At 56.5% G+C, this 26859-nt stretch carries 24 protein-coding genes; 8 read left to right on the top strand and 16 right to left on the bottom strand.

Features of this window, described 5'->3' with window-relative positions; all coding sequences use genetic code 11:
* Window positions 1-173 precede the first annotated feature (173 nt).
* Complete coding sequence (locus GFH31_RS11665) at window positions 174-614, bottom strand: nucleoside deaminase (RefSeq protein ID WP_228385763.1); 441 nt, start codon at window positions 612-614, stop codon at window positions 174-176.
* A 110-nt stretch (window positions 615-724) separates the two neighbouring features.
* Here GFH31_RS11665 and aspS point away from each other — a divergent pair, with 110 nt between their 5' ends.
* From aspS to GFH31_RS11650, 3 genes are all read left to right on the top strand, one after another.
* Window positions 725-2482 carry an aspartate--tRNA ligase gene (aspS, locus tag GFH31_RS11660; RefSeq protein ID WP_101571053.1) on the top strand — a complete coding sequence of 586 codons (1758 nt, stop codon included), beginning with the start codon at window positions 725-727 and terminating at the stop codon, window positions 2480-2482.
* 107 nt (window positions 2483-2589) lie between these two features.
* Window positions 2590-4182 carry a glycoside hydrolase family 32 protein gene (locus GFH31_RS11655; RefSeq protein WP_153497970.1) on the top strand — a complete coding sequence of 531 codons (1593 nt, stop codon included), beginning with the start codon at window positions 2590-2592 and terminating at the stop codon, window positions 4180-4182.
* 94 nt (window positions 4183-4276) lie between these two features.
* Window positions 4277-4987, top strand: coding sequence for an SIR2 family NAD-dependent protein deacylase (locus GFH31_RS11650; protein ID WP_118457989.1), 711 nt, complete (start codon window positions 4277-4279; stop codon window positions 4985-4987).
* Window positions 4988-5057: 70 nt separating this feature from the next.
* Here GFH31_RS11650 and GFH31_RS11645 read toward each other — a convergent pair whose 3' ends face one another.
* From GFH31_RS11645 to GFH31_RS11605, 9 genes are all read right to left on the bottom strand, one after another.
* Window positions 5058-6998: an LruC domain-containing protein gene (locus GFH31_RS11645; RefSeq protein ID WP_118457987.1), complete on the bottom strand. Its 1941-nt coding sequence runs from the start codon at window positions 6996-6998 to the stop codon at window positions 5058-5060.
* 57 nt (window positions 6999-7055) lie between these two features.
* Window positions 7056-7661, bottom strand: coding sequence for a Maf family nucleotide pyrophosphatase (locus GFH31_RS11640; protein WP_101571060.1), 606 nt, complete (start codon window positions 7659-7661; stop codon window positions 7056-7058).
* Between the two features lie 124 nt (window positions 7662-7785).
* The gene (locus GFH31_RS11635; RefSeq protein ID WP_101571062.1) at window positions 7786-8520 is read right to left on the bottom strand and encodes an SDR family NAD(P)-dependent oxidoreductase; all 735 of its coding nucleotides are present in this window, start codon (window positions 8518-8520) and stop codon (window positions 7786-7788) included.
* Window positions 8521-8587: 67 nt separating this feature from the next.
* Complete coding sequence (locus GFH31_RS11630; protein ID WP_118457985.1) at window positions 8588-9166, bottom strand: Crp/Fnr family transcriptional regulator; 579 nt, start codon at window positions 9164-9166, stop codon at window positions 8588-8590.
* Between the two features lie 28 nt (window positions 9167-9194).
* Window positions 9195-9818, bottom strand: coding sequence for a fumarylacetoacetate hydrolase family protein (locus GFH31_RS11625; RefSeq protein WP_101571066.1), 624 nt, complete (start codon window positions 9816-9818; stop codon window positions 9195-9197).
* Window positions 9815-10951: a lipid-A-disaccharide synthase gene (lpxB, locus tag GFH31_RS11620; RefSeq protein ID WP_055205481.1), complete on the bottom strand. Its 1137-nt coding sequence runs from the start codon at window positions 10949-10951 to the stop codon at window positions 9815-9817. Before lpxB ends, GFH31_RS11625 begins: the two co-directional genes overlap by 4 nt.
* A 52-nt stretch (window positions 10952-11003) precedes the next feature.
* Window positions 11004-11678 carry a tRNA (guanosine(37)-N1)-methyltransferase TrmD gene (gene trmD / locus GFH31_RS11615; protein ID WP_055205480.1) on the bottom strand — a complete coding sequence of 225 codons (675 nt, stop codon included), beginning with the start codon at window positions 11676-11678 and terminating at the stop codon, window positions 11004-11006.
* Entirely contained in the window at window positions 11669-12454 is a 786-nt protein-coding gene (locus tag GFH31_RS11610; RefSeq protein WP_306345967.1) for an FkbM family methyltransferase, read from the bottom strand. The genes trmD and GFH31_RS11610 overlap by 10 nt, the downstream gene beginning before the upstream one ends.
* Before the next feature lie 20 nt (window positions 12455-12474).
* Entirely contained in the window at window positions 12475-13140 is a 666-nt protein-coding gene (locus GFH31_RS11605) for an MBL fold metallo-hydrolase (RefSeq protein ID WP_101571070.1), read from the bottom strand.
* Window positions 13141-13210: 70 nt separating this feature from the next.
* On the opposite strand from GFH31_RS11605, the gene rlmD reads away from it, so the two are divergent.
* From rlmD to GFH31_RS11580, 5 genes are read left to right on the top strand one after another with little or no spacing between them, the layout of a single operon-like run.
* Window positions 13211-14629, top strand: coding sequence for a 23S rRNA (uracil(1939)-C(5))-methyltransferase RlmD (gene rlmD / locus GFH31_RS11600; RefSeq protein ID WP_101571072.1), 1419 nt, complete (start codon window positions 13211-13213; stop codon window positions 14627-14629).
* 50 nt (window positions 14630-14679) lie between these two features.
* Window positions 14680-15378, top strand: coding sequence for an SIMPL domain-containing protein (locus GFH31_RS11595; RefSeq protein WP_101571617.1), 699 nt, complete (start codon window positions 14680-14682; stop codon window positions 15376-15378).
* The gene (mnmD, locus tag GFH31_RS11590) at window positions 15375-16046 is read left to right on the top strand and encodes a tRNA (5-methylaminomethyl-2-thiouridine)(34)-methyltransferase MnmD (protein WP_153497969.1); all 672 of its coding nucleotides are present in this window, start codon (window positions 15375-15377) and stop codon (window positions 16044-16046) included. The genes GFH31_RS11595 and mnmD overlap by 4 nt, the downstream gene beginning before the upstream one ends.
* 11 nt (window positions 16047-16057) lie before the next feature.
* Complete coding sequence (locus GFH31_RS11585; protein ID WP_101571074.1) at window positions 16058-16519, top strand: cytidine deaminase; 462 nt, start codon at window positions 16058-16060, stop codon at window positions 16517-16519.
* A 17-nt stretch (window positions 16520-16536) separates the two neighbouring features.
* Window positions 16537-17226: an RluA family pseudouridine synthase gene (locus GFH31_RS11580; RefSeq protein ID WP_101571076.1), complete on the top strand. Its 690-nt coding sequence runs from the start codon at window positions 16537-16539 to the stop codon at window positions 17224-17226.
* A 164-nt stretch (window positions 17227-17390) separates the two neighbouring features.
* Here the strand turns inward: GFH31_RS11580 and GFH31_RS11575 are convergent, their stop codons facing one another.
* The 6 genes from GFH31_RS11575 to GFH31_RS11550 all read right to left on the bottom strand — a co-directional run bounded on the left by GFH31_RS11575 (window position 17391) and on the right by GFH31_RS11550 (window position 26847).
* Window positions 17391-19310, bottom strand: a complete 1920-nt coding sequence (locus GFH31_RS11575) for a PCMD domain-containing protein (RefSeq protein ID WP_153497968.1) — start codon at window positions 19308-19310, stop codon at window positions 17391-17393.
* A 48-nt stretch (window positions 19311-19358) separates the two neighbouring features.
* On the bottom strand, window positions 19359-21116 hold the full coding sequence (locus GFH31_RS11570; RefSeq protein WP_101571079.1) for a phosphoethanolamine transferase: 1758 nt from the start codon (window positions 21114-21116) through the stop codon (window positions 19359-19361).
* Complete coding sequence (locus tag GFH31_RS11565) at window positions 21116-22357, bottom strand: BamA/TamA family outer membrane protein (protein ID WP_055205471.1); 1242 nt, start codon at window positions 22355-22357, stop codon at window positions 21116-21118. Before GFH31_RS11565 ends, GFH31_RS11570 begins: the two co-directional genes overlap by 1 nt.
* A gap of 129 nt (window positions 22358-22486) precedes the next feature.
* A complete protein-coding gene (locus tag GFH31_RS11560) occupies window positions 22487-23008 on the bottom strand; it encodes a YtfJ family protein (protein ID WP_055205470.1) in 522 nt (173 codons plus the stop codon).
* 217 nt (window positions 23009-23225) lie between these two features.
* Window positions 23226-25562, bottom strand: coding sequence for a hypothetical protein (locus GFH31_RS11555; RefSeq protein ID WP_172970752.1), 2337 nt, complete (start codon window positions 25560-25562; stop codon window positions 23226-23228).
* 79 nt (window positions 25563-25641) lie between these two features.
* Window positions 25642-26847 carry a hypothetical protein gene (locus GFH31_RS11550; protein ID WP_153497966.1) on the bottom strand — a complete coding sequence of 402 codons (1206 nt, stop codon included), beginning with the start codon at window positions 26845-26847 and terminating at the stop codon, window positions 25642-25644.
* Window positions 26848-26859 lie beyond the last annotated feature (12 nt).

The raw sequence follows: 26859 nt of genomic DNA, 5'->3' as shown, positions 1-26859 counted from the left end.
TCCTCCCACCCAAGCCTTTGCAGCGGATCTTTTATGTATAAATACAAATACAATCCGCAAAATAACCAAAATCCGACCTCAAGTAGAATTTTTTTCGTATTCATAATTCAGCATACTTCTTTATTGACTGATATACTGTAAACGGTGGAGAGGGTCCTGTTGCAGAGAGAAAATTAAAACCGTAGCTTTCGGAAAAACCGCTCCATCCATTCGCGGCACTCTTGTTCGAGAATGCCGGTGCGAACCTGCGTTTTCGGATGGAACAGCGAAGGCGTATGCAGCGACGCCCCCCGTTTCGGATCGGGCGCGCCATAAATCACCTGCCCCACCTGACACCAGAAACAAGCCCCGGCACACATGACGCACGGTTCGACGGTCACATACAAACGGCATTCGTTCAGGTATTTCCCGCCGATCGCTCCGGTCGCCGCCGTCAGCGCCTGCATCTCGGCGTGCGCCGTCGGATCGGCCAGCGTTTCGGTCAGGTTGTGGCCGCGTCCCACGATCCGGTCGCCGTACACGACCACCGCCCCGATGGGCACTTCTCCTTTATTAAAAGCTTTGCGGGCTTCGTCCAGAGCCTGCCGCATGAAAAATTCATCGCCGTTTTGCATCCCGTTCGCCAGAAATTTACTATCTTTGAAACCTGTTTTGCAGGATCGGAGGAACTGATTTCCCGGCACATTCCCGCATTTCAAAAGACAAAAATATAAAAAATCAGGTAATGTACAGAACGCATACCTGCGGAGAACTCCGCATCGAAAATTCAGACCAAAACGTTACGCTGGCCGGCTGGGTACAGAAAGTGAGAAATCTCGGCGCCATGACGTTCATCGATATCCGCGACCGTTACGGCATCACCCAATTGGTAGTCGAAGAACATTCGTCCGACGAAGTGCGCGCCACGGCCGCCGGACTGGGACGCGAATACGTGATACAGGCCAGCGGGAAAGTGATCCCCCGGGCCGCGAAAAACCCGAAGATCCCGACCGGCGAGATCGAAGTGGCGGTCGACGGACTGAAGGTGCTCAACGTATCGCAAACCCCTCCGTTCACGATCGAAGACAACAGCGACGGCGGCGATGAACTGCGGATGAAATACCGTTTCCTCGACCTGCGCCGCAACCCGCTGAAAAACGCGCTGATACTGCGTCACCGGATGGCGCACGAAATTCGCAATTACCTGGACGAAAATAGCTTTCTCGAAATAGAAACGCCCTATCTGATCAAATCGACGCCGGAAGGCGCGCGCGACTTCGTGGTTCCGTCGCGGATGAACCCGGGCGAATTCTACGCGCTGCCGCAGTCGCCGCAAACGTTCAAACAACTGCTGATGGTGGCCGGTTACGACCGCTATTTCCAGATCGTGCGCTGTTTCCGCGACGAAGACCTGCGGGCCGACCGTCAGCCGGAATTTACGCAGATCGACTGCGAAATGTCGTTCGTCGAACGCGAAGACGTTTTGAATATGTTCGAAGGCCTGGCAAAGCGCCTGTTCAAAAACATCCTCGGCAAAGAGTTCGACGGGAACTTCCCGCGGATCGGCTGGCACGAAGCGATGGATAAATACGGATCGGACAAACCCGATATCCGGTTCGGCATGACGTTCAACGACATTACCGAAGCCGCCCAAGGTAAGGGATTCGGCGTATTCGATTCGGCCGAATATGTCGGCGCGATCTGCGCCGAAGGGTGCGCAGGCTATACCCGCAAGCAGCTGGACGAACTGACCGAATTCGTCAAAAGGCCGCAGGTCGGCGCCAAAGGCATGGTGTACGTGCGCTGCGAAGCCGACGGCAACTACAAATCGAGCGTAGACAAGTTCTACGGACAGCAAGACCTCGGGAAATGGGCGGCGCAGTGCGGCGCCAAAGCGGGCGACCTGCTGCTGATCCTCAGCGGGCCGCGCAGAAAAACGCAGACCGCCCTGTGCGAATTACGCCTCGAAATGGGCAATCGGCTGGGACTGCGGTCGCACGAGAAGTTCGCGCCGCTGTGGGTAGTCGATTTCCCGCTGCTCGAATGGGACGACCAGACGCAGCGTTTCTACGCGATGCACCACCCGTTCACGTCGCCGAATCCCGAAGACATCGGCCTGTTCGACACCGATCCGGGAAAAATCCGGGCCAACGCCTACGACTTCGTCGTCAACGGCGTGGAAGTCGGCGGAGGGTCGATCCGTATCTTCGATGCCGAACTGCAGGCAAAGATGTTCGAAACGCTCGGCTTTACGCACGAAGAGGCGGAGAACCAGTTCGGATTCCTGATGAACGCATTCCGGTTCGGCGCGCCGCCGCACGGGGGTATCGCCTTCGGGTTCGACCGCTGGTGCGCGCTGTTCGGCGGAGCCGACTCGATCCGCGACTACATCGCCTTCCCGAAAAACAACTCGGGCCGCGACGTAATGATCGACTCGCCTTCGAACATTTCGAACGCGCAGCTCGAAGAACTGTCGCTGACCGTCAAAAAAGAAGAAAAGTAAATCCAAGACGATTCCCGTTTCGGGGAGTCGTCCGTTTCGATATTCATCCCGGAGAGGTTTCCTTTCCGGGATATTTTTGTATAAATTTGTATAAAACCGACGACTCGATGAAACGAAAAATCACCGCCCTGCTGTTCGCCTGCTGCGTCACGACGCTCGCAGCGCAAAGCGGCCAACCGCAACCGCCCGAAAATTACCGTCCGAGAATCCACTTCTCGCCGGCCGAAGGCTGGATGAGCGACCCGAACGGACTGGTTTATTACGACGGCGAGTACCACCTCTGCTACCAGCACATCCCGTTCGACGAAAACGGCAACCTCCCTTGGGGAGAGATGTACTGGGGACATGCCGTCAGCCGCGATCTGCTGAACTGGCAGCACATGCCGATCGCGCTGGCTCCGGACAGCCTGGGCTATATCTTTTCGGGATGCTGCGTAGCCGACCTGAACAACACGTCCGGACTCGGAACCGCCGCCGATCCGCCGATTCTGGCGATCTTCACCTATTACGATCCGGTCGCCGCCGCCCAGGGACGGATCGAAACCCAGTCGCAAGGACTGGCATACAGCACCGACCGGGGACACACGTGGACCAAATACGCCGCCAATCCGGTTCTGCCGAATCCCGGCATCGCCGACTTCCGCGATCCGCATATCGTCCGGTACGAACCTTCCGGACAATGGATCATGGTGCTGACCGCCGGCAAAGCCGTCCGGTTCTACGGATCGCCCGACTGCCTGCACTGGGAATACCTCAGCGAATTCGGGCACGACCGCGGATCGCACGTCGGGCCGTGGGAATGCCCCGACCTGTTTCCGCTCCGGGTCGAAGGGTCGAAAGAAATCAAATGGGTGCTGCTGGCCAGCGTCGTGAATTTTACCGAAACGCCCGATAAGCTCGCTACGGCGACCCAGTATTTTATCGGAGATTTCGACGGAAAACATTTTACCAGCGAACAAACCGATACGCTGTGGATCGATTACGGCAAGGATAATTACGCGGGCATCACGTTCGACAACGCGCCGGACGACCGCCGGATTTTCGTCGGCTGGATGCACTCGCACCAATATGCGGCGGCCGCGCAGGGGCATACGACCCAGTCTTGGTCGGGAGCCGCCACTTTCCCGCGCGAACTGAGCATCGTCCGCAGCGCCGACGGCTACCGGCTGAAATCGAAGCCGGTGCGGGAACTGGAACGGCTTCGCGGCCGATCGGTGAAACTGAAACGGCAGAAAATAAACCGTACGGCGACGCTGTCCGACCGGATTCCGTTCGACAAAGCCCCCATCGAACTCGACCTGACTTTCGATGGCATCGACGGCCCGGATGCTCCGTCGCGATACGGCATCCGGCTCCGCAACGACCTCGGGGAGTACGTCTCGATGGAATACGACCGGAAGAAACGGCTGTTCCGGGTCGACCGCACGCAAGCGGCGGCCGTCCGGTTTTCGGATCCTTTCGCCTCCGTACAGACCGCCCCCTACGAACCGGAAACGGGAACGATGCGCTGGCGGTTGCTCGTCGACGTCGCGTCAATGGAGTTGTTCGCGGCGGACGGCCGGATCGTCTTCACCGACGTATTTTTCCCCGGCAAACCGTTCGATATCATCGAACTATTCACCGAAGGCGGCAACGTGACGCTGAAAAAAGGCGATGTTACGGCGCTGGAAACGATCCGATGCAATCCGGTAGAACCCTGACCTCACGCTGTCCGAAACCGACAGCCAGGAGAGTGGGAACGTCTTGCGACGCCCGCCGGAACGTTTCGTTTATTAGTAATATAAAATAAAAGTTATGAAAAACCGGAAAAAAATCGTTGTCTTCACCGGCGCCGGAGTCAGTGCCGACAGCGGCATCTCGACTTTCCGCGACTCCGACGGGCTGTGGGACAAATACCGCATCGAGGACGTATGCACCCCCGAAGCATTGGCTCGCAACCGCAAAACGGTTATCGACTTCTACAACATCCGGCGGCGCGAGTTGCTGTCGAAAGAGCCGAATGCCGGACACTACGCGATCCGGAAACTGGAAGATCATTTCGACGTGGAGGTCGTCACGCAGAACATCGACGACCTGCACGAGCGGGCCGGCAGCACGCACGTCACCCACCTGCACGGCGAACTGCGTAAACTGCGCAGCAGCGCCGACGAATCGCTGGTCGTACCGATCGAAGGTTGGGAACAACACCTCGACGACCGCGCCCCGGACGGATCGCTGCTACGTCCGTTCGTGGTCTTTTTCGGCGAGGGCGTCCCGATGTTCGACCGCGCGGCCCGAATCGCCGCTACGGCGGATCTACTGATCGTCGTAGGCACCTCGTTGGCCGTGTATCCGGCCGCCTCGCTGGTACGCTACATCCGACCGGATGTCCCGGTTTACCTGATCGACCCGAACGAGCCGGATATGTCCGGTATCCGCAACCCGACAGAACTTATCCGGATGAACTCGGCGCAAGGCACTCCGCTGCTTGTGGACAGGCTGATCGGCGAGTTCGGAAATCTCTGATCCTACGCCAAGACAGCCGGGAGGCTTCCGCACGGAAGCCTCCCGGCTGTCTTTATACGCTTTCGGATTATCAGTAAACGAGCGATGTTTCCGGATTCCGATACCAATCCTTATGCCCCCCGGAAGCTACCCAACTGCTGAAATCGGGGTAAGCCTCATCGATCCGCGTTCCTTCCTTCGGACACCGGAAGTCGTAACCGGCGATATGGATCGCAAACGGGAACTGATTGTTTTTCGACACGTAATACAGGCCCTTGTCGGGCTGCGAAACGTCGTGTCCGAAATGCAACTGCGTCCTGTCGGCCAGCGCCGTCGGAGGATAATTGACCAAATGCACTTCGGATCCCCGTCCTTCGTCGGTCTTCAATACGGCGAACGGATTGTAAGGCGGTACGACCCGCTCGTAACCGATCCCGCTGGTAAACGAAGTCGTCACTGTAAACGTATGTCCCAGCGCAACGCCGATATCGTCGAACAACACGACCGTCGGATGATCCTGACCCGGTTCCAGGCTCTTCCCTTTCATGAAGGAAGACGGCGCCAGGTCGCTTTCGATCTGCACGCTCCGAACCGCATCCGCCCCGAGCAGGTGCAACTGATAACCGAAACCGTCGGTATAAGCCGCGCCATTGTGTTTAGCGGTAAATTCATCGACGGTACGGGACACGTTGTTGCTTCTGTCCGTATAAACCCGGCTTTTATACAATACGACCACGTCGTTCATATCGTAGTCCCCTTCGTAAGGCCACAGATCCTCGAACGCCAGCGTTCCCCGGTATTCGGTGTAGGTATCGGGGTCGGCGCCCGGTTCCGGCAGATCAGGAACGCCGGGAATCGCGTTCTGGTGTTCCATCTGTAGACCGAACAGCGCGTCCGTATAATTCCAGTCCTTGTTGTCCTCGAATCCGACGGCTACCCATCCGCTTTGCCGGTCATACAGAGAAACCGTGCGCTGCTGGCGCTTCCCGTCCGCCATCGGGTTCAAATCGGGCTTCGAATAACGGATATCCTTCGCATAATCGTAAGATGCGATATTCCCACTGGCAAACCAGTGTCCCATCAGGAAAAATCCGATGCTGACCCCGGCCGGGAATTCATCCTGAAAAGCCGTTCCGTCCCAGTACTTGAGCTGCACCCGATCGCCGGCAAGCAACGACCCGACACGCACATCCGAATTACCTTTGTAATACTTGGTTACATTCGGGAATGCGATGATTTTCGTCAGGGCGTCCGCCGCAGGAACCGTTCCGGTCGGATAGGTAAAATATCCCACGACGTTCTGCCACGAAGCGCCGCTTTTCAGAAAGACCATATTGATCTTGGTCGGCGACTCGATCGAAATATCCGCACTGGCCTCATCTTCGAACAATTCGGGATAAACGGTAGTGATGAATTTGCCGACGACTCCCGAATAGACCTTATCCACCCTCGCAACGAATGAGGCAGGCAGTTCATTATCCGACAGCACATTAGGCAACGTTCCGTATACATCCGTCCATTCGGACAATACTTTGCAATCGTCCGGATACGTGTAACCGCTCCCGGTCATCGCTTTCGATCCGGCATGCTGCGCGATATACTCGTTCTGGTCGAAATCGATCCGGTTTCCGGAAACTTTCAGATGCGCCGTTCCGACGGAACCGATCGCATCGGACGACAACCAGACCTCCGTCACCAGCGAAGGCATCGTCAGATTGCCGGAGAAATGCCCCGTCTCGTCGGTATATCCCCGGAAATAAGGTTCGACCTCTTTCTTGGTCAAAGCGCCGTCGGCATTCTCTTCATAGGGATTTTCACCGAACACCTCGAAACCGATCTGATAACCGTTCAGACGGTAATCGATGTTCGCGGCATACGACTGCGCCGTCGCGAACGTCTGATAATCGCCCGCAGACGGATCGTCCGGTTTCGGGCCGTCGCTCGGATTTTTGACGCAACCGGTCGCAACGACCGACGCCATGCAGCAAAGCAGAACCCGTCCCGCATTGAAGCCGCCTTTATTTTTCCTCATACTAACAATCCTTTAAATATTCAATGCAAATGTAGAGCATTTTTAAAGGATCGGTACTTATTTTTCTTTCAATTCGATAAAAATTTCAAGTTCCGTTAATAATTTTTGCACAGGGAGCCCCATTACATTGTAAAACGAACCTTCGATCCGCTCGATCGCCACATAACCGATCCATTCCTGAATGCCGTAAGCGCCCGCCTTGTCATACGGACGGTAGCGGTCGACGTAATAGTCGATCTCTTCGTCGGACAGTTGTTTAAAAAAAACCTTTGTCCGGGAATCGAACGTGCGGCTGCGGCTTCCATTGCGCAGCGTAACCCCGGTAATCACCGAATGACTGCGTCCGGAAAGGCTCCGCAACATGTCCAGCGCCGTCTCCCGCCCGGCGGGTTTGCCCAAAATACGGCCGTCCGCAATTACGACCGTATCGGCCGTAATCAGGATATCCTTCCCGCCGAGCGGCTCCGGATAGGCTTCCGACTTCAACCGCGAAAGGAAAGCGGCCACTTCGTCCGCCGGCAGGTCGCGAGGATACTCCTCGACGACTTCGTAATCGCCGGCCAGCGAAAACTCCAATCCGCAATCCGCGAGCAATTGCCTGCGCCGCGGAGAGCGACTGGCCAGGATCAAATCGTATTCTTTTAATTCTTCGATAAAAAACATATGCAGGATTTTCGATTATCATCGGACGCATCCGATGAGATACCTTGCAAAACTACGCAAAAACATCCTGAATATCCTCTTTTCCCATTCGTTTTATACCTCGCTATTCGGCAGAAGGCCAGGCTTACATCCTGCGATACAGGCTCCGGGGGATTATTTTCAGCGCCAAGCCGATCCACCGCCAGCGCGGGGTGACGTACTGCACGGAACGTCCTTTGCGAACGGCCCGGCAAATGCACTGCGCGGCCCGCTGCGGCGAAGCGATCCAGAAATGGCCTTCGCCTTTCATCATCGCCGTGCGCACCGATCCGGGACGGATATCGACGACCCGAATCGGAAGCTTTTGACGGCAAGCCTTCTGGCGCAGACTCTCCAGGTAATTGATCTGATAGGCTTTCGACGCGGCATAAGACGGGGCCGTGCGGCTGCCGCGCAGTCCCATCACCGAGGTAACCGCCGCGAGACATCCCCCGCCGCGACATTCGAAATAACGGTAACACCAATCCACCGTGCGGGTAAATCCGTCCACATTCACCCGGTTGGTCGCCTCCTCGATCCGGTAGTCCAATCCGTCGTTCAGGTCGCCCGTCCCGGAGCAAAAAACAATCAGTTCCGGACTTCCCAGCGAGCCGGTCAACGCCGCGAGCCGGTCGCAGGCATCGGGTTGCGCAATATCGAAAGCGGCCGTTTCATAGCGTTGCGGAGCGGAACGCGCCAGTTCCTCCAGCAAAGCCTCCCTCCGGCCGGTAATCCCCACGCGGTAACCCTGCGAGGCGAGCTGCGCCGCCACTTCGCGGCCGATCCCGGAAGTAGCTCCGATCACGACCGCCGTTTTCGAAACATCGTTTGTTCTCGTCATCGTATGCGTTCCATAATTAACTACGGCCAAAAATACATACGCTCGGCGCGGAATTTCTTGAAAAAATTCAAGATTTTCTTTTCGATGACAATTTTCGGCGAATGTGGCTGACCGTCTCCGGCGTCACGCCGATAAACGAAGCCAACTCCTTGAGCGGAATAACGTCCACAAGCCCCGGATAACGGTCGATCAGATTCAGATAGTGCTCTTCGGGCGTTTTACAATAGAAATCGAGCAGCCGGTCGTAAGTTATGGCAAACAGTTCCTCGGCGACCCGGCGCCCCAGGCGCTGCCCTTCGATACCGCTTTCCCAGTAACGTTCGAGCTCCGTGCAGGGGAGCAGGTACGACACCGACTCCGCAACCGCCCGGATATCGACCACGGCAGCCGTACCGCAGATAAACGACCGGTAATCGCAAACGTATTCGTCCGGGAAGGCATATCCCACCACATGCTCGTTTCCGCGCCCGTCAAGGCACGTATAGCGAAACACGCCGCTCTCGACGAAAGCGACGAAACGGGGAACGCTTCCGGCCGTCAGGAACGGTTCGCCCCGTCCGTAAACCCGGCGCTCGCCTCGTTCCGTAAAAAGCGGTTTCAACAAAGAGACATCCAGCCGGTCGGCATAACGATTGAATCGGTTCATAAACGCGACAAAGGTACTCGTCCAAATTTTACTTGATGTCGAAATCGAGTAGCAAACGTCCTTCGAGCGAGGCCCGGATACGATCTCCGGGACGCACCGGACCGACGCCGACCGGCGTGCCCGTATAGATCAGGTCGCCGATTTTCAGCGTCACGAACTGCGACACGTAAGCGATCACCCGGTTCACGCCGAAAATCATCTGCGACGTATCGCCGCGCTGGCGCACCTCGTCGTTGAGCGACATCTCGAAATGCAACCGCTGCACGTCGCCGCCCAGTTCGGCCAGCGGAACGAACTGCGGCGACAGCGCCGCCGAATGGTCGAACGCCTTGCCGATCTCCCACGGCAAACCTCCTGCAATGCACTCGCGTTGCAGGTCGCGGGCCGTAAAGTCGATACCGAGCCCCACCTCGTCGTAATAACGCGGGGCGAAACGCTCTTCGATCGCCTTGCCCACGCGGTTGATCCGGACGACCAGTTCCGTCTCGTAGTGCAGATCCCGGCTGAACGCAGGCACGTAGAACGGATCGTTGTTGCGCAACAGCGCCGTGTCGGGCTTCATGAAGAACTGCGGTTTCCCGGGCAGATCGCGCGTATGGTCCAGTTCGGCGACATGCTCGGCGTAGTTCCGTCCGATGCAGATGATTTTCATTTCTTATCTTCTTTAAGCAGTTCGACCATTCGCGCCCCGACACGGTCGGAGGCTCCGCTGCCGCCGATCAGCCGACCCAGCTCGGCGTAATCGGATATCATCCGGTCGTGCTTCGCTCCGCCGGGCAGGATCGCCCGCAGTTCGGCCGTCGCATTCGGCATATTCATCTGGTACTGCAACAGTTCGCGCACGCACTCGCGGTCGAGCACGAGGTTTACCAGCGACACGTACTTCGTTTTCAGGAACATTTTGCCGATCAGCATCGTCGGCAGGTCGCGGCGGTAACACACCATCTCCGGAACGCCGAGCAAAGCCGTTTCGAGCGTCGCCGTACCGGACGTCACGACCGCCGCATCGCTGACGGCCAGCAGTTCGTAAGTTTTGTCGCACACGTAGCGGACGTCGCTGCCAGCCAGGTAAGGCGCATACACCTCGCGGTCGAGCCACGATACCCCCGCCACGACGAATTGGTATTGCGAAAATTCCGCGGACAACTCCACCATGAACGGCAGGTTGAATTTGATTTCCGAACGGCGGCTACCGGCCAGCAACGCTACGATCGGGCGGTCGTCGAGTCCGTTTTCTTCGATAAAACGGGCGTACGGTTGCAGGTTTTGCCGGCGCTCCGCAATCGCGTCCATCAGCGGATTGCCTTCGTAGATCGCTTCGATCCCATGACGGCGGAACCAGGCCGTCTCGAACGGGAAGATAACGAACAGCCGGTCGACGTACTTCCGGATTTTTTCGACGCGCGACTCTTTCCACGCCCACGCTTTCGGCGCGATATAATAATAGGTCGGGATGCCGTTCTCTTTAGCGAATTTCGCCATCCTCAGGTTGAACCCGGCGTAATCGATCAGGATCAGCACGTCCGGACGGTAAGCGGCGACGTCTTCCTTGCAGGCGGCGATCTGTCCCAAGATCGTGCGCAGGTTTTTCGCTATCTCGACAAAACCCATGAACGATGCCTTTTTATAGTGCATCGCCAGATTTTCCGCACCGCCGACGGCAGCCATCTTGTCGCCGCCCCAGAAACGAAACCGCGCCTGCGGATCGGCTTTCAGCAATCCTTTCATCAGGTTCGCGCCGTGCAGGTCGCCCGACGCTTCCCCGGCAATCAGGTAATACTTCATCGCTATATGATTTTTATCTCGTTGAATTCCATTCCGCAACCTTCGACCCGGATCACTTCAGCAGATCGGGCCGCAGCCGTTCGGTGCGTTCCAGCGCCTGCTGCTCTTGCCATTTGTCGATCTCGGCGAAATTGCCCGACAACAGCACGTCCGGCACGCGCCATCCGCGGAACTCCGCCGGACGGGTATAGACGGGCGGCGCGAGCAGGTTGTCCTGAAAACTGTCCGTCAGCGCCGAAGCCTCGTCGCCGATCGCCCCGGGAATGATCCGGATCACGCTGTCGGCGATGATCGCGGCGGCCAGTTCCCCGCCGGTCAGCACGTAATCGCCGATCGATATCTCGCGCGTAATCAAGTGTTCGCGCACCCGGTAGTCGATTCCCTTGTAATGACCGCACAGGATGACGATATTTTCGAGCGTCGACAGGCGGTTGGCCTCGTGCTGGTCGTACCGAACGCCGTCGGGCGAAGTATAGATAATCTCGTCGTAGCTGCGTTCGGCCTGCAACGCTTCGACGCAGCGGAAGATCGGTTCGGGTTTCATCACCATGCCGGCTTCGCCGCCGAACGGGTAATCGTCCACCTGACGGTGTTTGTCGAATGTATAGTCCCGGATGTTATGGATATGGATTTCGACCAGTCCTTTTTGCTGCGCCCGCTTCAGAATCGATTCATTCAGCGGGCTTTGCAACAGTTCCGGAACGACCGTAAGGATATCTATGCGCATGGCCCGATCAGCGTTTGATACGGCTCGATCTTCGACCCGTGTATGAAAATAATGTCTTTCGTATCTTCCGGCGCGAGCGGCTTCATCCGTCCGTCGCACAGCGTAAACCCGCGATAACCGCGCGATTCGAAAAAGTCGGCGATCGCCGTGCGCGTATCGCCGCCCGTCTCGATCAGTACGGTCGGCAGGTGCCGCTCGATCAACGGCCGCAGTTCCGGGATCACGACGCCCTCGTATCCTTCTATATCGCACTTTATGAAGTCGATCTTCGGCAAATCGGCGAACAGTACGCTGCCGCGCCGCATCTCGGCCTCGAACTCGACGACCGGCAGGCCGTCCGTAGGCCGATCCATCACGAAATTCTGCCCGGTGCCGAAATAGCCGTTCTCGCCGACCGAACTGTTCCCCATCCGGATCGTCTTTTCAGCGTCGCCGAGCGCATAATTCAGGATTTCGACATTGCGGTATTTCCGCAGGTTACGGCGCAACACATTCAAGATCGGACGCACCGGCTCGACGGCGTACACTTTTCCCGACGGGCCCGCGAGCCCGGCCAGCACATAAGAATAATATCCCAGATTCGCGCCGATGTCGATCGCCGTATCGCCGGGTGAAACGAGGTATTTGAGAAAACGCGGATATTCGTACACCTCCGAGCGGGGCGAAACGCCCCACCGGTATCCCTGCAGGTACATGCCGCTGAGCACCCGCAAGTAACTATCCAGCGACAGGTTTTTATACAACAATTTGCGGATCGCATTTCCCATCTGTCCCATCGTATCCGGCATTCGAAAGATTAATAATTGACCTCCCCGCCGAGCACCTCGGTTACGAACGGATTGTAGAGCGCCTCGTGGCCGATCGTACTGTCCTGCCCGTGCCCGGGATAGAAATGCACGTCTCCGCCGAGCGGCATTAGTTTATCGAGGATGCTACGCATGATCCAACTGTAGTCGCCGCCCGGAAGGTCGGTGCGGCCGATGCTTTCGCGGAACAGCGTATCGCCGGTAATCAGCAATTTCTCGTCTTTGTTGTAGAGGCAGATATGGCCCGGGGTATGGCCCGGAGTCTCGATAATCTCCATCGCGGTATCGCCGAAACGAACCTCCTTTTTGCCTTGCAGGTCGATGTCGATCGTCGGCACGGAATCCACTTTGAAGCCGTAGATCGCTCCGTGCGTCGGGGCCGACTCAATCAGGAAAGCGTCGCGCCCGTCGATTGCGAACGGAATCCCGTACCGCTCCTTGACGTAGTTCACGCCGAGCATATGGTCGACATGACCGTGCGTATTGACGGCCATCACCGGCTTCAGACCGTTCGACTCGATATAATCGGACAGCGCCTTGTTTTCCTGCGGCGTATAACCGCCGGCGTCGATGATGATGCACTCTTTCGTCTGATCGGACAATACGATCGTATTCTCCTGAAACGGGTTCGAAACGATAATTTTAACGGTTATCATAGATTGTCGGTTCCAAAATTTTACACAAAGATAGTTATCATTACCTTTGTAAGAAATAAAACAGGACAAAGTGGCAAGAAAAAAAGCGAACTACCCGCTCGTCGAAGGGCTCGAAATCGTCGACATCGCCGCCGAGGGCAAGGCGCTCGGCCGGTGGAACGACATCGTGGTATTCGTCCCGATGGCCGTTCCGGGCGACGTGGTGGACGTACAGATACGCAGCAAACGGCGGCGGTTCATGGAGGGATACATCGTAAATTACGTAAAAAAATCGCCGTTGCGCGAGGAGCCTGTCTGCGAGCACTACGGCACCTGCGGGGGATGCAAATGGCAGCACCTGCCCTACTCCGAACAATTGCGATTCAAACAACAGCAGGTCGCCGACCAGCTCGGCCGGATCGGAAAAATCGAACTGCCCGCAGTCAGTCCGATCCTGGGTTCGGCGAAAACGCTCTTTTACCGCAACAAACTCGAATTCACTTTTTCGAACAAACGGTGGCTGACCGCCGAAGAGATCGCTTCGGGCGACGAAATCGCCGACAGCCCCGCGCTGGGGTTTCACATCCCGAACCTGTTCGACAAAGTGCTCGACATCCGCAAATGCTGGTTGCAGGACGATCCGTCGAACCCGATCCGGTTGGCCGTGCGGGAATTCTGTCTCGAAAACGGGTATTCGTTCTACAACATCCGCGAGCACAAAGGGCTGATGCGCAACCTGATCGTCCGCACTTCCACGACCGGAGAGGTGATGGCGATCGTCGTTTTCGGCGAAAACGATCCGCAACGGATCGACGCGTTGCTGCAACACACGGCGGAAAAATTTCCGCAGATCACGTCGCTGATGTACGTCGTCAACACCAAACTGAACGACACGATCGGCGACCTCGACATTTTGCTTTATAAAGGCAACGACCATATTTTCGAACAAATGGAGGGACTGCGGTTCAAGATCGGGCCGAAGTCGTTTTACCAGACCAATTCGCTGCAAGCCTACGAGCTTTACAAGATCGCCCGCGACTTTGCCGCGCTGACCGGCGCAGAAACGGTTTACGACCTCTACACAGGAACCGGGACGATCGCCAATTTCGTGGCGCGGCAATGCCGGAAAGTAGTCGGCGTCGAGTACGTACCCGAAGCGATCGAAGACGCGAAAGTCAACGCGCGGCTGAACGGCATCGGCAACGCCGTTTTCTATGCCGGCGACATGAAGGATGTGTTAAACGAGCGTTTCATTGCCGAAAACGGGCGGCCCGACGTGGTGATCCTCGATCCGCCGCGAGCCGGTATCCACGAAGACGTGGCCCGCACGATCCTGACGGCAGCGCCCGCTCGAATCGTCTATGTCAGTTGCAATCCGGCCACGCAGGCACGCGACGTCGCGCTGCTCGACGGGGCGTACCGGGTGACGAAAATCCAGCCGGTGGATATGTTCCCGCATACGCACCATGTCGAAAATGTGGTACAATTGATGCGTCGATGCAACGTTTAGGGATCGGAAACGATCTTATATACAGTTACAAACTCTAAAAAAGAATGACTATGAAAAAACTGATGGTATCCGTGGCGGCCGTATTGCTCGCCGGATCGCTGTTCGCACAGGAAAAGAATTACATCGACCAACCCTATATCGAAGTGACCGGCAAGGCCGAAATGGAAGTCGTTCCAGACGAAATCTACCTGCGTATCGTCATCAACGAAAAGGACAACAAAGGCAAAGTATCGGTCGACCAGCAGGAAAAAGAGATGTTCAAACAACTCAAGGGAATCGGCATCGACCTCGAAAAGAACCTCGTCGTACAAGATATGTCCAGCGATCTGCAAACCTACTTCCTGCGTAAGAACGCAATCCTTTCGACCAAGGCCTACCAGTTGAAGGTAAACAGCGCCCAGCAACTCGGCGAGGCGTTCCAGGCGTTGCAGACGGCCGGTATTTCGGACGTGAACATCGAAAAGACGGACGTTTCGAACATCGAGGAGCTGCGCCAGGAAGTACGCACGAACGCGGCCAAAGCAGCCCGCAAAAACGCGGAAGTGCTGGCGGCGGCGCTCGGACAGCAGGCTAAGGAAGCGATTTTCGTACAAGATTACGGATTCAACATGCGCCCCTATGCGAACGTACTGATGGCCAAAAGCATGGCCGTAGCCGACGCTGCGGGAGAGGAAGCCGCTCCGCAGTTGGAATTCCAGAAAATCAAGATCGAGCACTCGGTCATGGTGCGCTTTATCCTGGGACTTTGATCCGGCCCGAAATAGAAATTACCGGGGATGGTTCCCCGACCCTGCGTCACCCGGTTACGGGTGACGCTTATCATTCCGTGCGGGGCGCGGTCGGCGAATCCGAACACGTCTTTATCCGCGAAGGATTTTTATGCAGCGAGTCGCCGCACGTCCGGATCTTCGAAGCCGGATTCGGCAGCGGTCTGAACGCCTGGCTGACGGCGCAGGCCGCACGGCGGGAAGGCCGTACGGTTTTTTACGAAGCCGTCGAGCGCTATCCGGTCGATCCGCAAACTGCCCGAAAACTGAGTTATGCGACCGATCCGCTGTTCCGGGCGCTGCACGACGCGGCGTGGAACGTCCCGGTCGGCGTCGACGAACGCTTTACATTGAAAAAAGTAGAGGCGGCGTTGGAGGATTACCGATTTGACACTACCTTTGATCTGGTGTACTTCGACGCATTCGCCCCGGACACCCAGCCCGAACTGTGGAGCAAAGAACTATTCGCACGGTTGTATGCCTGTCTCGCCCCGGGCGGCACGCTGGTCACCTACTCGGCAAAAGGCCTGGTAAAGGAGAACCTGCGCGCGGCCGGCTTCGAAGTCAGGCGGTTGCCGGGAGCGCTCGGCAAACGCCACATGGTACGCGCCGTTAAACCGGAGCGATCCGACACCGGCTCAGAAGACTAAACCGAACGACGATGGAGACAAAAAAGCATTGTTTCGATTTCCGGCAATACCGGACGCAGCAGGAGCTACCGGAGCAGGAACGCCTGCTGATCGGCAAAGCCGCGGAAGCCTGCGGTTCGGCCTATGCGCCCTATTCGGGATTCCGCGTCGGGGCGGCCGTGCTGCTCGATGACGACGAAATCCTGACGGCTTCGAACCAGGAGAGCGAGGTATTCCCGTCCGGCATGTGCGCTGAACGCAGCCTGCTCTATTACGTACAGGCGAACCGTCCGGGCCGAACGATCCGGACGATGGCGATCGCCTCGGCGCCGTCGCCGAGGGAGTGTACCCCGTGCGGCGCATGCCGGCAAGTGATCGCCGACGCCGAAAAAAGGCAACAGGCGCCGATTCGGATCGTGATGAGCGGAGCGGGCCGGGCGATCGTCGTCGAAGAAGCGAAACTGCTGCTGCCGTTTACATTCGAACTGGAATAATCATCTCAACCCGAACCATGTTCAATCCCGAATCTATCCTGTACGAAGACAACCACCTGATCGTAGTCAACAAACGTTCCGGAGAGTTGGTGCAGCCCGACACGACCGGCGATCCGACCCTCGAAGACGAAATCAAAGCGTTCATCCACGTGCGCGACGACAAACCGGGCAACGTGTTCCTCGGCGTCGTGCACCGCATCGACCGTCCGGTCAGCGGAGCCGTGCTTTTCGCCAAGACCGGCAAGGCGTTGACGCGTATGAACGAATTGGTCAAAAACCGCGAAATCCGTAAAATCTACTGGGCTCTGACCGAGAACCGGCCTCAACAACCCGAAGGAGAATTGGTGCACCACCTCGTCCGCGACGGCAAAACGAATAAATCGAGAGTGTACGACCGTCCGACAGCGGGAAGCAAGGAAGCGCGACTGAGGTACCGGCTGAAAGGCAGCGGCACGCACTACCACCTGCTCGAAATCGAACTGCTGACCGGCCGTCACCACCAGATCCGGGCGCAACTGTCTAAGATCGGCTGCCCGATTCGCGGCGACCTGAAGTACGGCGCCGCGCGTTCGAACCGCGACGGCAGCATCTCGTTGCATTCGCGGAGTATCGAATTCATCCATCCGGTGCGCAAGGAACCCTTACGCGTCACGGCTCCCGTACCGCAGCAGGACAACCTGTGGAAGTTCGCCGAAACGTTCGGATAAACGGACAACAAATAAACGCATTCGCAAATCTCACTTCCGCCGGAAGACGACAGATGTAAACGGAATCGTACAACCTTCAAAAATAGGCAGAAATCTTCCGGAAGATCCCCATAAAAAAACAGGCGAAATTTCTTTCGCCTGTTTTTATTGATCAAAGGAGAGTCTTAAAATGCAGAATAAACGGAAATTTCATCGACGATCAACATACTTCCCCGTGCACCGAGTACCGTTCCTTCCGGACCCTTATAGCCGCTTCCGTTCTTACTCGACGAACATACGATCGCAAATTTATATTTATTCGCGGGATTGTATTCTCCGGTATAATTCAGTTCCAGACCGAATTGCTTGAAATCTTTCTGTTCACCGGAAGTCATAATTGCACTGGCAACGATCCGCGAATCATTCAGGACATTGCTACCATCGAGCGTTTCGTCCTCCTCGTTTTCCACTTCATACAATACGGCCACGATCGAACACTCGTCCGTTCCGGCATCTTTGAGAGCTTCGCCGATATTGTTGATCATACTATCGCCCGGCGCATATTTGTAATATCCGCTTACGAATGTAGGTTTCGTATCGCAAAGAGCACCAAAACGAGTACTTGCCAACGTATTTGTCATATTCAGCTTAAATTCGCCTATGAATAACGAACCTGCGGCAAGAGCGGGCACCATCGTCGGCAACGCTTCGTAATACGTACGGGCATCGATCGAATAAATCTGTGCACCTTTGCCCTTATAACCGGCATCAACCGGCCCAACGGGTTTATAAGGCGCATCCTGCAGAACAACGGCGGCAGAATTACTGGTCGCCCATCCCGAAGAAAGAACCGGCCTCATACCAACCGGACTACCCCATAATTTTTCTTCTTCCCACTCTTCGAAGCTGGCCAGACTGGTCTGTTTTCCGACGCAAGATACCGTATAGGTAGCCGTAGTGGTTCCGTCCTCGGCCGTAACGACAAAGTCCACGGCGCCTTGCGAGAAATCGACGGTCTTGTTCGACGCCGGTACGACGGTAGCCATTTCCGATACCACGATCGTCGGAACCAATCCTTTCAGGTCGTCGGCCGTAGCGTCGGCCGTCATCGCAAAAGTATAATTCTTACCGTCCGTCGTCGCAGGCTGCACGGCAACTTTCGCATTGTCGGCGAATTCGATCGACAGCAGTTCGGCCTGGTCGCTCGGAACGTATTCGATCGCGCCGGTAAATTCGGCTTTGACATCGCCCACGCCCGGGACGTTAATCGTCATCACCAACTCGGTCGCCTTATCTTCCACCGTACCTTCCAACGTCACTTTGACGGTCAGCGGGTTTCCGCCGAGCGACACTTTTACGTCGCCTTCGCCGGCAACGGTATATCCGGCATCCTTCTTGGCAACGTTCACGTCACTCAAAACGATCTTGCCGAGGGAGGCGCCGCCGAAAGAGAAATCCTCCATCGACATCTGCACCACATTCTCGTTCTGACGCGCGAAAACGATCTCCTGTTTGGTCGGGCCGACGGGGGTGTCGCCTACGGTAACGATCATTTTCCCGGTATAGGTCCCGGCGATATCCAGCGCATAGTCCGGAGTATCCGCGCCGATCTTGTCGCCAGCAAAACCGACGTTGACTTTCAGACCCGCAGCGTCCACGACGATCTTGATATCGGCCTTATCGTTGGCAACCGTCCCGGAAACCTCCACATCGGCCGTCAACGGCACCCCGTTCAGGTTGATCGAAACGGTGCCTTTTCCGGTTACCGCGCATTTATAGGCAGCGGAAGCGTCCGTCGCCTTGGTCGCAGCCACGGCAACGTCCTCGATCTCGATATTTCCCAGGCTCATGCCTTCGTACGTGAAATTCTTGATCTCCATGGTCACTTTGTTCTCCCCGGTCCGGGTAACGTAAATCTTTTCCGTAGTCGGTGCGCCGGGCTGCGCCTCTCCGAGCGCTACGGTCATATCGCCTTTGAAAATACCGGCGATCTTGGCTGCATAATCGGTCAGATCAGGTCCCGGACCGTCATCGTCCTTGGAACAGGAACTCATCAGCCCCAGCGTGAAAACGGCCGCGAGCGACGCTAATAAAATTTTTCTCATAATAAAATTGGTTTTTGTTAAAATTATTTGACGTATAAATCGTACTTCCTAATAAAGGATATCCCGGACATGAGCCTTGTCGTATTCGATATGATGTCGGTCGAGCATCTCGAAATCCTCGGGACGCAGGCCTGAATTATAAAATTCCACCGCCTTGTTATGGTCGTTCAGGTACATCCTGCGCGGATTGAACACGAAACCCGAACTGGTAAAGGCCTGCGTCGAATCCATGTAACGGCTCTGCAGGAACGCCATGTCGGCCAGATCGTGGAAAACCGAACCCGTCGTCGACGGCTTATCGCGGTTCGCCACGGCATTCCGATACTTTTCGGGGAATTGCGCCCGGTATTCGTCCGAAAACCATGCGAGCGCAGCCACGTGCAACTGATAATAGGTCGGCGTTGGCGAAGCGTGCAGGAACCGTCCGCGGTCGTCGTCCATCAGGTCCTCGCCGTGGTCGGCGCAATAGAACAACGCCGAACAAACCCGCGCGCTGTCCAGCAACGAAATCACCCGATCCAATACATAATCGGTATAATACACGCTGTTGTCGTAAGCGTTGCAAACGACATCCCGGTTCTCGCGGTTTACCGCCGACGCATGATCGGGCACGAAACGGGCGAATTCGGCCGGATAGCGTTTCGTATAATCGAAGTGAGATCCGTAAGTATGCAATACGATGAACAGGTTATCGTCGTTCTCTGCGATGACATCCCGCAGATAAGACAGCATATCCCCGTCCGGACGGTTGTCCGTATAGAGCTGCCCTTCGCGCGGACTGATGTCGATGCGACTATCGGCTTCCTCCGAGAAAAAGTCGATCAACGAACGGTTCGGAACCTGATTCGATATGAACAGCGTCCTGAACCCGGCCTCTTTGAAAGCCGTAATAATACTTTTCTCCTGAAAAATATCATTGTAATTAGCCGCAGAAACGGCGCTGAGCAGGATCGGCACGCTCTTATGGGTCGCATTGCACTGCGTCAGCATATCGCGGAACGGCACCAGGCCGTCGCCGACCCGCTGCTGTAAACGGGGCGTGGTTTCGCGTTCGTAGCCGAACAGACTCCACGATGCGGCGCGCGACGCCTCGCCGATTACGAACACATAGATTTCGCGGCCGTCGGCCTGCCGGCTTCGCGTCACGTCGAAACGAAAATCGCGGGAAGTCTCCGGATAAGCTTCGCTCTGCGACCAGCGGTCGAGCGTCAGGTCGATATTATAAATCACGTTGATCGGAAAAACATGGTATTTCATGCCGAATCCCGGATGGGCGAACGTCGAAACGAGCACGAAAATCACGCCGAGCACGAAAGACGCCGCCGCCGCCCACAGCGCGCGACGGCGAAAAACCCCGCTGAGCCGCCGTTTGATAACCAGAGAGCGCACCCCCAACACCAGCAGCGGAATATAGATCACGCAGACGAACACGACCGCCGGCCAGATGTTCGCCAACAACTCGCCGGCCTCGGACGCATTGGTCGTAAACAGGTTCGTGAACATATCCACCGCGATGATCGACCCGCCGAACAGATACAACAGTACGATCTGGAACGCGCCGAGGATCATCAGCGGCAGCGTGCACAGCATCACGCCGCCCGGACGGGGCAGCGATACCGACACCAACAAATAAAACGTAGCCGGCAGCAGGATCGACCCCAGCACGGTACTCCACGAATAGGGCTCTGTAACGGCCAAAAACAGGTTCGGCAGCAACATGATCGCCACGTAAACGACCGATATGGTCTCCTGTAGCCCGAGCGCCCGTTTCAATCCGCTGAAAAACCGATTTATCATCTTTTTCATTAAAATGCTTCGTTAATACTGAACAGAAATCCGTTCTGTCCCTTCTTTCCAAAACCGTAGTCCAACCGGACGTTCACCCGCTTTTTGAACTCCCAGCGGTAACCGATCCCGTAGTTGGGCAGCGTATGCGCCGGGTTGAACTTGTTCAGGCTCGGGAAGACGTTGCCGGCTCCCACCCAAACGGCGATCCCGCTGCGCCCGTAAATCTTCTGCCGCAGTTCGGCCTGGATCTCGATCATCTGCTTATCCCGGTAACGGCCTTCGTAATATCCGCGCATCCGGGTCGATCCCCCCATCAGGGCGAGCATCGTCCACGGCGTATTGCCGTAGTTGAACACCCCGTACAGGTCGTAGGCCATAACGCCCCCTTTCCACACCTGATGATAGGCGTCCACCTGGAGTTCGGTACGCGAAAACGCCCCTTTGTTCCCGAAGAAACCGGGGAAAACCCGCTGTTCCAGCTTCACATAAACCCCTCGCCACGGATTGGGAATAAAATCCCGCGTATCGTACATCAGGTAGCCTCCCACGCCGGTATTGATATAACGGGTAGCTTCCCCTCTCAGATAACCGACGTCCGAAAAATCCTTCCCTTCGATGTAGTTGAAACTCGCATCGACGCCGAGATAGAAATTCTTCGCCACCCGGAACATGAAATCCGCCTTCACCTGGTTCTGCAACCGCTTGTAGCTGCCGGGAGTCGCATACGTAGCGTTGTCATAGCCGATTCCCCAGAACGCGCTCGGGAACGAAAAGAAATAGGTCGAGAAACCGACCCGGTACTTTCCCCCTTTGAGCAGCGTATTGTTACTCACGCCCAGCAGATAAAAACCGGTCGTAGTAATATCCCCGAACAACGAGACGCTCGACGGCTGTATGCTGAGGTCCTTTTTATCGACCCGGTACAATCCGGCAGCCACGATCCCGATTCCCAGTTTGATATCGGACGAATAGTGCGGTCCCCCGATAATACTGAAGTCCAGCTTCTTCGTTTGGGTCTTATCTTCGTTGGCGGTTTCGAAATAGCGATAAAAACGCCTGAAGAAATTATTCTTCCTCACCACCGTATCCCCCGATTTCTTCAACCGCGTCACGTACAGATGCTTCACCGTCGTATCCCCCGACGGTTTGACGATCGTGTCGTTCGAAAGGTACAACGTCGAATCGGCCGCAGCCTCCGCCGTCTCTCCTTCCGATCCGCCGGTCGCAGCCGTCCGGCCGGAAACCGTCGCAAAATTCATACAAACTGTCAATACAAGTAACAAAATTTTCTTCGTGGTCTCCATATTCAGGAACTTTTCAACAGAGAAAACATTGTCCCCCGTTCGTTTTGCGGGCAAAAGTAGTGAATAATCGCCACAATTCAGCTATCACTTGTATTTATTGATAACTCTGTAAAATTCATCGATTTGATTCTGCGAAAGCTCCCCCTTCGACAAAAACTCGATCTCTTTGTCCTTGTTCACGAAAATCAACACGAACATATCGTTCACGTCCCCCAGATTCCACCCGTCGCGCAGCATGTAATCGGGATCGGTATAGATCGCGGCTCCCGTTTGTTTGACTTTTTTGCGAATCATAGCCCGCACGATCGCATTCGGCAGCAACGGAGCATCCTTGAGATTGACCACGCCGAAACTGTATATATTGTCGCTCTCGATCTGGTTCTTTTCGAGGTTCTCGCGGAACTCCTTATTCTGATTGGCCTTATCGGGGTCCACGTAAAAAATCAGCAGGTTTTTCTTGCCCAAATACGGCAGCTCCACAGGCTCGTTGCTCGGATCGCATATTTTAACAGGACCTACTTTCGATCCGACCGTAGCAGTCTGAGCGGACAAGAACGCCGGGGAGACCATCATGAACATGAAAATCAGGTAATTTAAACGTTTCATACGATTTTATTTTTAAATGGATTCACAAATATAGGCCAAAAACGGAAAACTAAAAAAGTTTTCCCGTTTTCGACTATTTTCTCATCCCTTTAAAACAATCCTCACACGAGCCAACCGCTTTATCTGAATTAAACGGGAAAGCCGGAAAAAAGTTACAATAAAAAAGTGCGGATCCTGTAAAATGATCCGCACTCCGAAACCAAACCCGAAGCCCCGGTTACCGGGACGAAACCGCAGGCAGTTCGAGCGTCCGGGAAGTGTTGGCTTTCACCTGCACTTTTTTCTTTCCCTGCCCGGTGAAAATCTCGACCGCTTCGTCCGGAGCGGTGACCGTATAATAGACCGTACCGTCTTTCAGCGTCCAGTCGACCCCGACGACGGCGCCCGACGGCAACGGAATTTTACCCGAGGCGCGATCGAGCGAACCGACGTGCAGCGTCAGGTCGAACGAATTCACTGCGCGGTCGAACCGGGGATTCAGCCCTAGCGCATAGCGCGAAAGCTGCCAGGTCGGCGCTCCCGCCCACTGGTGGCAATGCGTCCAACGCGTATCGAACACTTCCACCCAAGTCGTGCGCCCTTCGCCCAACGCCCAGCCCCAGCATTTGCGGTACTGATCGAGGACGAAATCCGTCTCCCCGTTCTCGAACAGGATCGGAAAAGCGTAATGCGAAAAATAGGGCGTAATCAACTGCGGGTTGTTCGCAGCCGGATCGCTCAACCGAGGAGCGTCCGGGTTGTTCGGAAAGCAGTTTAAGATATGTTTTTTGATAAAAGCGACCGCCGCCGGACGGTACTGCTGCGGAATCAGTCCGGCCTTCATGCCGAGTACCGTGCGGTGGTATCCGATCTTATCCCAATCGTACCCGTACTGCGCGTAGTAACGATCCAGTATTCCGCTGAACTTCGCGGCTTTTTCGCGGTAGTAGGCCTCCCTGTCTTCGAGTCCCAGTTCGGCCGCCCAGCGCGTCATCGTCTGCACGGCAATCATATAGTGCAGGTTCAGCGCCATATCGCTGCCGCCATCGTTGGCTACGTACCCCCAGTCGATGAAGTTCCAGTAAGGGCAATCGTTGGTAATTCCCTGATCGGTCAGGTACGGATCGAATGCGGCGACGTTCTTTTCGGCCGCGGCGAACAATTCGTCGAGCACCGTGCGGTCGCCGGTCAGCCGCCAGTAATTCAGGCAGGCCGGAACCCATTGCAGCGCATAGGAAGCCATGTAAGATTCCCCGCCGGGACACAGTCCGGCCACCAGGCCTTCCGGATTGGCGCACTGGGCCGACTGCACCAAGCCGCGGCGCACGATACCGATATCGGAGAAACCGACAGCCCCGATCTCCATGCCGACGATACCGACATCGCCGAGCCACTGTCCGCGCTCGCGGGTCGGATTGTCGATCAGGGCATCCTCGCTGCACGCTTTGTAGGTCTCGATCCCGGTGTTCCAAATCGTATTGAGCAGATCGTCCGCGCTCGAAAAACAGCCGTCCGCACGGTCGTAATACCCCCTTTCGACGAACGACTCGTCGACGAAACGCACGCTGTCCTTCGGCGCGATCACATGCACTTCGACGAAACGGCCCCCGTGCGGGATCAGCGGGAAAAAACGCTGCTCGCCGCCGCGGGCGATAAAGCGGTACATATTATAGGAATCCCCGGCCGACAGCGTGATCCACGGGGCGACGCGGCCGTCGCTGAGGAATTCGCTGGAAGCGATCTCCACGACAGCTCCGGCAGGCAGATCGAGCACCAGGTCGGGACGCGCCAGGCGTACCCGGCCGAGATCGTAACGCCGCCAAACGCCTTGCCCCGGATAACGTTCCGGCGACAAGTCGCGCAGGAAAAAGCTGGCCCCCGGATTATCGCCCGGATAACCGAACACTTCGGCCAGTTCGCCGGAGGCGATCAGCTTCGGTTCGATCTTCAAGCTTTTGACCGGAGCGATCTTCGATGCGGCGAATTCCCCGATCGCGCGTTCGACGAAAACGGGCTTTCCCCACGACGAATCGTCGTAGGCGGGCTGCTGCCAATCCTTTTGCAAGGCGCGGGTATCGAGCCACTCGATCCACCCCAACTGCGGGTTGATCCGGCGCACCTGCGAGCTATAACCGGCAAGTCGCTGGCAGCGCCAGTCGATCAGCAGTTCCTTGCCTCCGACCGCAGCCTCCAGGTAGAGGAACGGCTGTATCGGGTGCAGAATGCGGGTAACGACCCCTTCGTACTGCAACTGCACGGCGATCGTGTGTTTTCCTTTTTTCAGATCGACGCTACGAAGCTGGTACTCCGGATAAGCCGCCGTATAACGGTCGGGCCCTTCGGTAAAATACTCCCCGTCGATCCAGACCACATACCACGAAGCCCCGCTCAGCCGCAGGTCGACGCGGGCGTCCGAGTCAAGCGTAAACGTTCCGCGGAAACCGACATGGATATCGGGCGCGGCCGTTGCCGCGTCGGTCCACATCAACCGTTCTCCGATCTGCGACCCCGCAGCAGCAGCCGGAAACGATAGTCCGGCACACAGGATCGCGCAAATTATTTTCAACGATTTCATTTTTGATATTAGGTTTAAGTTCAGTTTTTCATTCGAAATCCCGCCGACGGATTTACGAAACGTTCTCCCGACGTTTCTGTCATTTGATCTCTTGCCGCATATAGCGGATCTGGTCGTAAAACCAATTGTACTCCCCTTCGCGGAACCATTCGTACCGACGGCCGTTGTCCCGGCGGCCGATCTGCGTGGCATAGAACAGGTAGAGCCACCATTTGCCGTCGCGGCGGCAGACGAAGGTCTGCGGCACCTGGCAGGCGGCGATTCCGGGATCGGGCGGGATAAATTCGCCCTTCTCCCAATGCCGCCCGTCGGCCGAAAAAGCCGTCCGGAGCTGGCGGCTGTCCCATCCCTCGAAGCGCCCGGGAGTCTTATCCGCAGGAGCGTAACCGGGCGGATCGGAAAAACAGTAGTAACCCGTGCCGATCTTAACCACTTCCGGATTGGGCCAATTGTCGAGCAGCGGTTCGTCGAGGGAATGGACAAAATCGAAACGCCCCGTCCGGAAATCGCCCCGACACTCGGCCAGCCCCATATGGCAGTTCCCCGGAAGGGAAGCGTTGTAATAGTCGAAATAGAGCTTCCACGCCTGCTGCTGCTCGTCCCACATCAGCGTCGGCCGGTGAAAGTCGCCTACCCGGGCGGCGGCGGCCCGGGGCGGGAACACCGAATCGCACTGCGCGATCAGCAGCGGCTCTTCGCGCTTGTGCCAATGAACCCCATCGACGGACGTAGCCCCCATTACGCACAACATCATCCCGGAAGGATACCCCGCAAGCGGCCCGTCCAGCGGTTTCGACGTCGAACTGAAAGCCATGTAATACACCCCGTCGCGAAAGACGACCGACGGATCGCCCACATGCCACGCATGGTAATAATGCCGGTCGCCGTCGGTCGAAGCGAACAGCGTCGAGGCCCAATCCTCCGGTCGGTCGCCGCTCCAACTGCCGTCTTTACAAAGCACCTCCCAACGATCCAGATCGCGCGAACGGGCATGGTAGATCGCATCGCAGCCGGGATATTCGGGATTCGTCGGATCGACGATCCAGCCGAAAAACCACATCCGGTAAGGATATTCCGAATCGTCCGTCTCGATCACACAGGGCTGATAAGCGTGCAGAAAGCCCTCCAGCACAGCCCGCTGCGGACGCTCCCACTCCCCGGCAGGAAACCGGGGCGAATGATCCAGCACCGGCTTACGATCCCAGGTCAGCCGCCCGGCGGCGCCGGATACGGAGCAACCCGCCGGCGCCAGCGCCAACAGTCCGCCGGTCAACAGAACGAGCAAGTCGCCCGTTAT

The organism is Alistipes sp. dk3624, assembly GCF_009557455.1.
Lineage (GTDB): Bacteria > Bacteroidota > Bacteroidia > Bacteroidales > Rikenellaceae > Alistipes_A > Alistipes_A hominis.
This window is presented reverse-complemented; position numbering and strand designations above follow the sequence as displayed.

Excerpts from the sequence above, each read along its gene's own strand:
- GFH31_RS11665 (WP_228385763.1), bottom strand. The coding sequence starts at position 614 with ATGCAAAACGGCGATGAATTTTTCATGCGGCAGGCTCTGGACGAAGCC.
- aspS (WP_101571053.1), top strand. The coding sequence starts at position 725 with ATGTACAGAACGCATACCTGCGGAGAACTCCGCATCGAAAATTCAGAC.
- GFH31_RS11655 (WP_153497970.1), top strand. The coding sequence starts at position 2,590 with ATGAAACGAAAAATCACCGCCCTGCTGTTCGCCTGCTGCGTCACGACG.
- GFH31_RS11650 (WP_118457989.1), top strand. The coding sequence starts at position 4,277 with ATGAAAAACCGGAAAAAAATCGTTGTCTTCACCGGCGCCGGAGTCAGT.
- GFH31_RS11645 (WP_118457987.1), bottom strand. The coding sequence starts at position 6,998 with ATGAGGAAAAATAAAGGCGGCTTCAATGCGGGACGGGTTCTGCTTTGC.
- GFH31_RS11640 (WP_101571060.1), bottom strand. The coding sequence starts at position 7,661 with ATGTTTTTTATCGAAGAATTAAAAGAATACGATTTGATCCTGGCCAGT.
- GFH31_RS11635 (WP_101571062.1), bottom strand. The coding sequence starts at position 8,520 with ATGACGAGAACAAACGATGTTTCGAAAACGGCGGTCGTGATCGGAGCT.
- GFH31_RS11630 (WP_118457985.1), bottom strand. The coding sequence starts at position 9,166 with ATGAACCGATTCAATCGTTATGCCGACCGGCTGGATGTCTCTTTGTTG.
- GFH31_RS11625 (WP_101571066.1), bottom strand. The coding sequence starts at position 9,818 with ATGAAAATCATCTGCATCGGACGGAACTACGCCGAGCATGTCGCCGAA.
- lpxB (WP_055205481.1), bottom strand. The coding sequence starts at position 10,951 with ATGAAGTATTACCTGATTGCCGGGGAAGCGTCGGGCGACCTGCACGGC.
- trmD (WP_055205480.1), bottom strand. The coding sequence starts at position 11,678 with ATGCGCATAGATATCCTTACGGTCGTTCCGGAACTGTTGCAAAGCCCG.
- GFH31_RS11610 (WP_306345967.1), bottom strand. The coding sequence starts at position 12,454 with ATGGGACAGATGGGAAATGCGATCCGCAAATTGTTGTATAAAAACCTG.
- GFH31_RS11605 (WP_101571070.1), bottom strand. The coding sequence starts at position 13,140 with ATGATAACCGTTAAAATTATCGTTTCGAACCCGTTTCAGGAGAATACG.
- GFH31_RS11595 (WP_101571617.1), top strand. The coding sequence starts at position 14,680 with ATGAAAAAACTGATGGTATCCGTGGCGGCCGTATTGCTCGCCGGATCG.
- GFH31_RS11585 (WP_101571074.1), top strand. The coding sequence starts at position 16,058 with ATGGAGACAAAAAAGCATTGTTTCGATTTCCGGCAATACCGGACGCAG.
- GFH31_RS11580 (WP_101571076.1), top strand. The coding sequence starts at position 16,537 with ATGTTCAATCCCGAATCTATCCTGTACGAAGACAACCACCTGATCGTA.
- GFH31_RS11575 (WP_153497968.1), bottom strand. The coding sequence starts at position 19,310 with ATGAGAAAAATTTTATTAGCGTCGCTCGCGGCCGTTTTCACGCTGGGG.
- GFH31_RS11570 (WP_101571079.1), bottom strand. The coding sequence starts at position 21,116 with ATGAAAAAGATGATAAATCGGTTTTTCAGCGGATTGAAACGGGCGCTC.
- GFH31_RS11565 (WP_055205471.1), bottom strand. The coding sequence starts at position 22,357 with ATGAATTTTGCGACGGTTTCCGGCCGGACGGCTGCGACCGGCGGATCG.
- GFH31_RS11560 (WP_055205470.1), bottom strand. The coding sequence starts at position 23,008 with ATGAAACGTTTAAATTACCTGATTTTCATGTTCATGATGGTCTCCCCG.
- GFH31_RS11555 (WP_172970752.1), bottom strand. The coding sequence starts at position 25,562 with ATGAAATCGTTGAAAATAATTTGCGCGATCCTGTGTGCCGGACTATCG.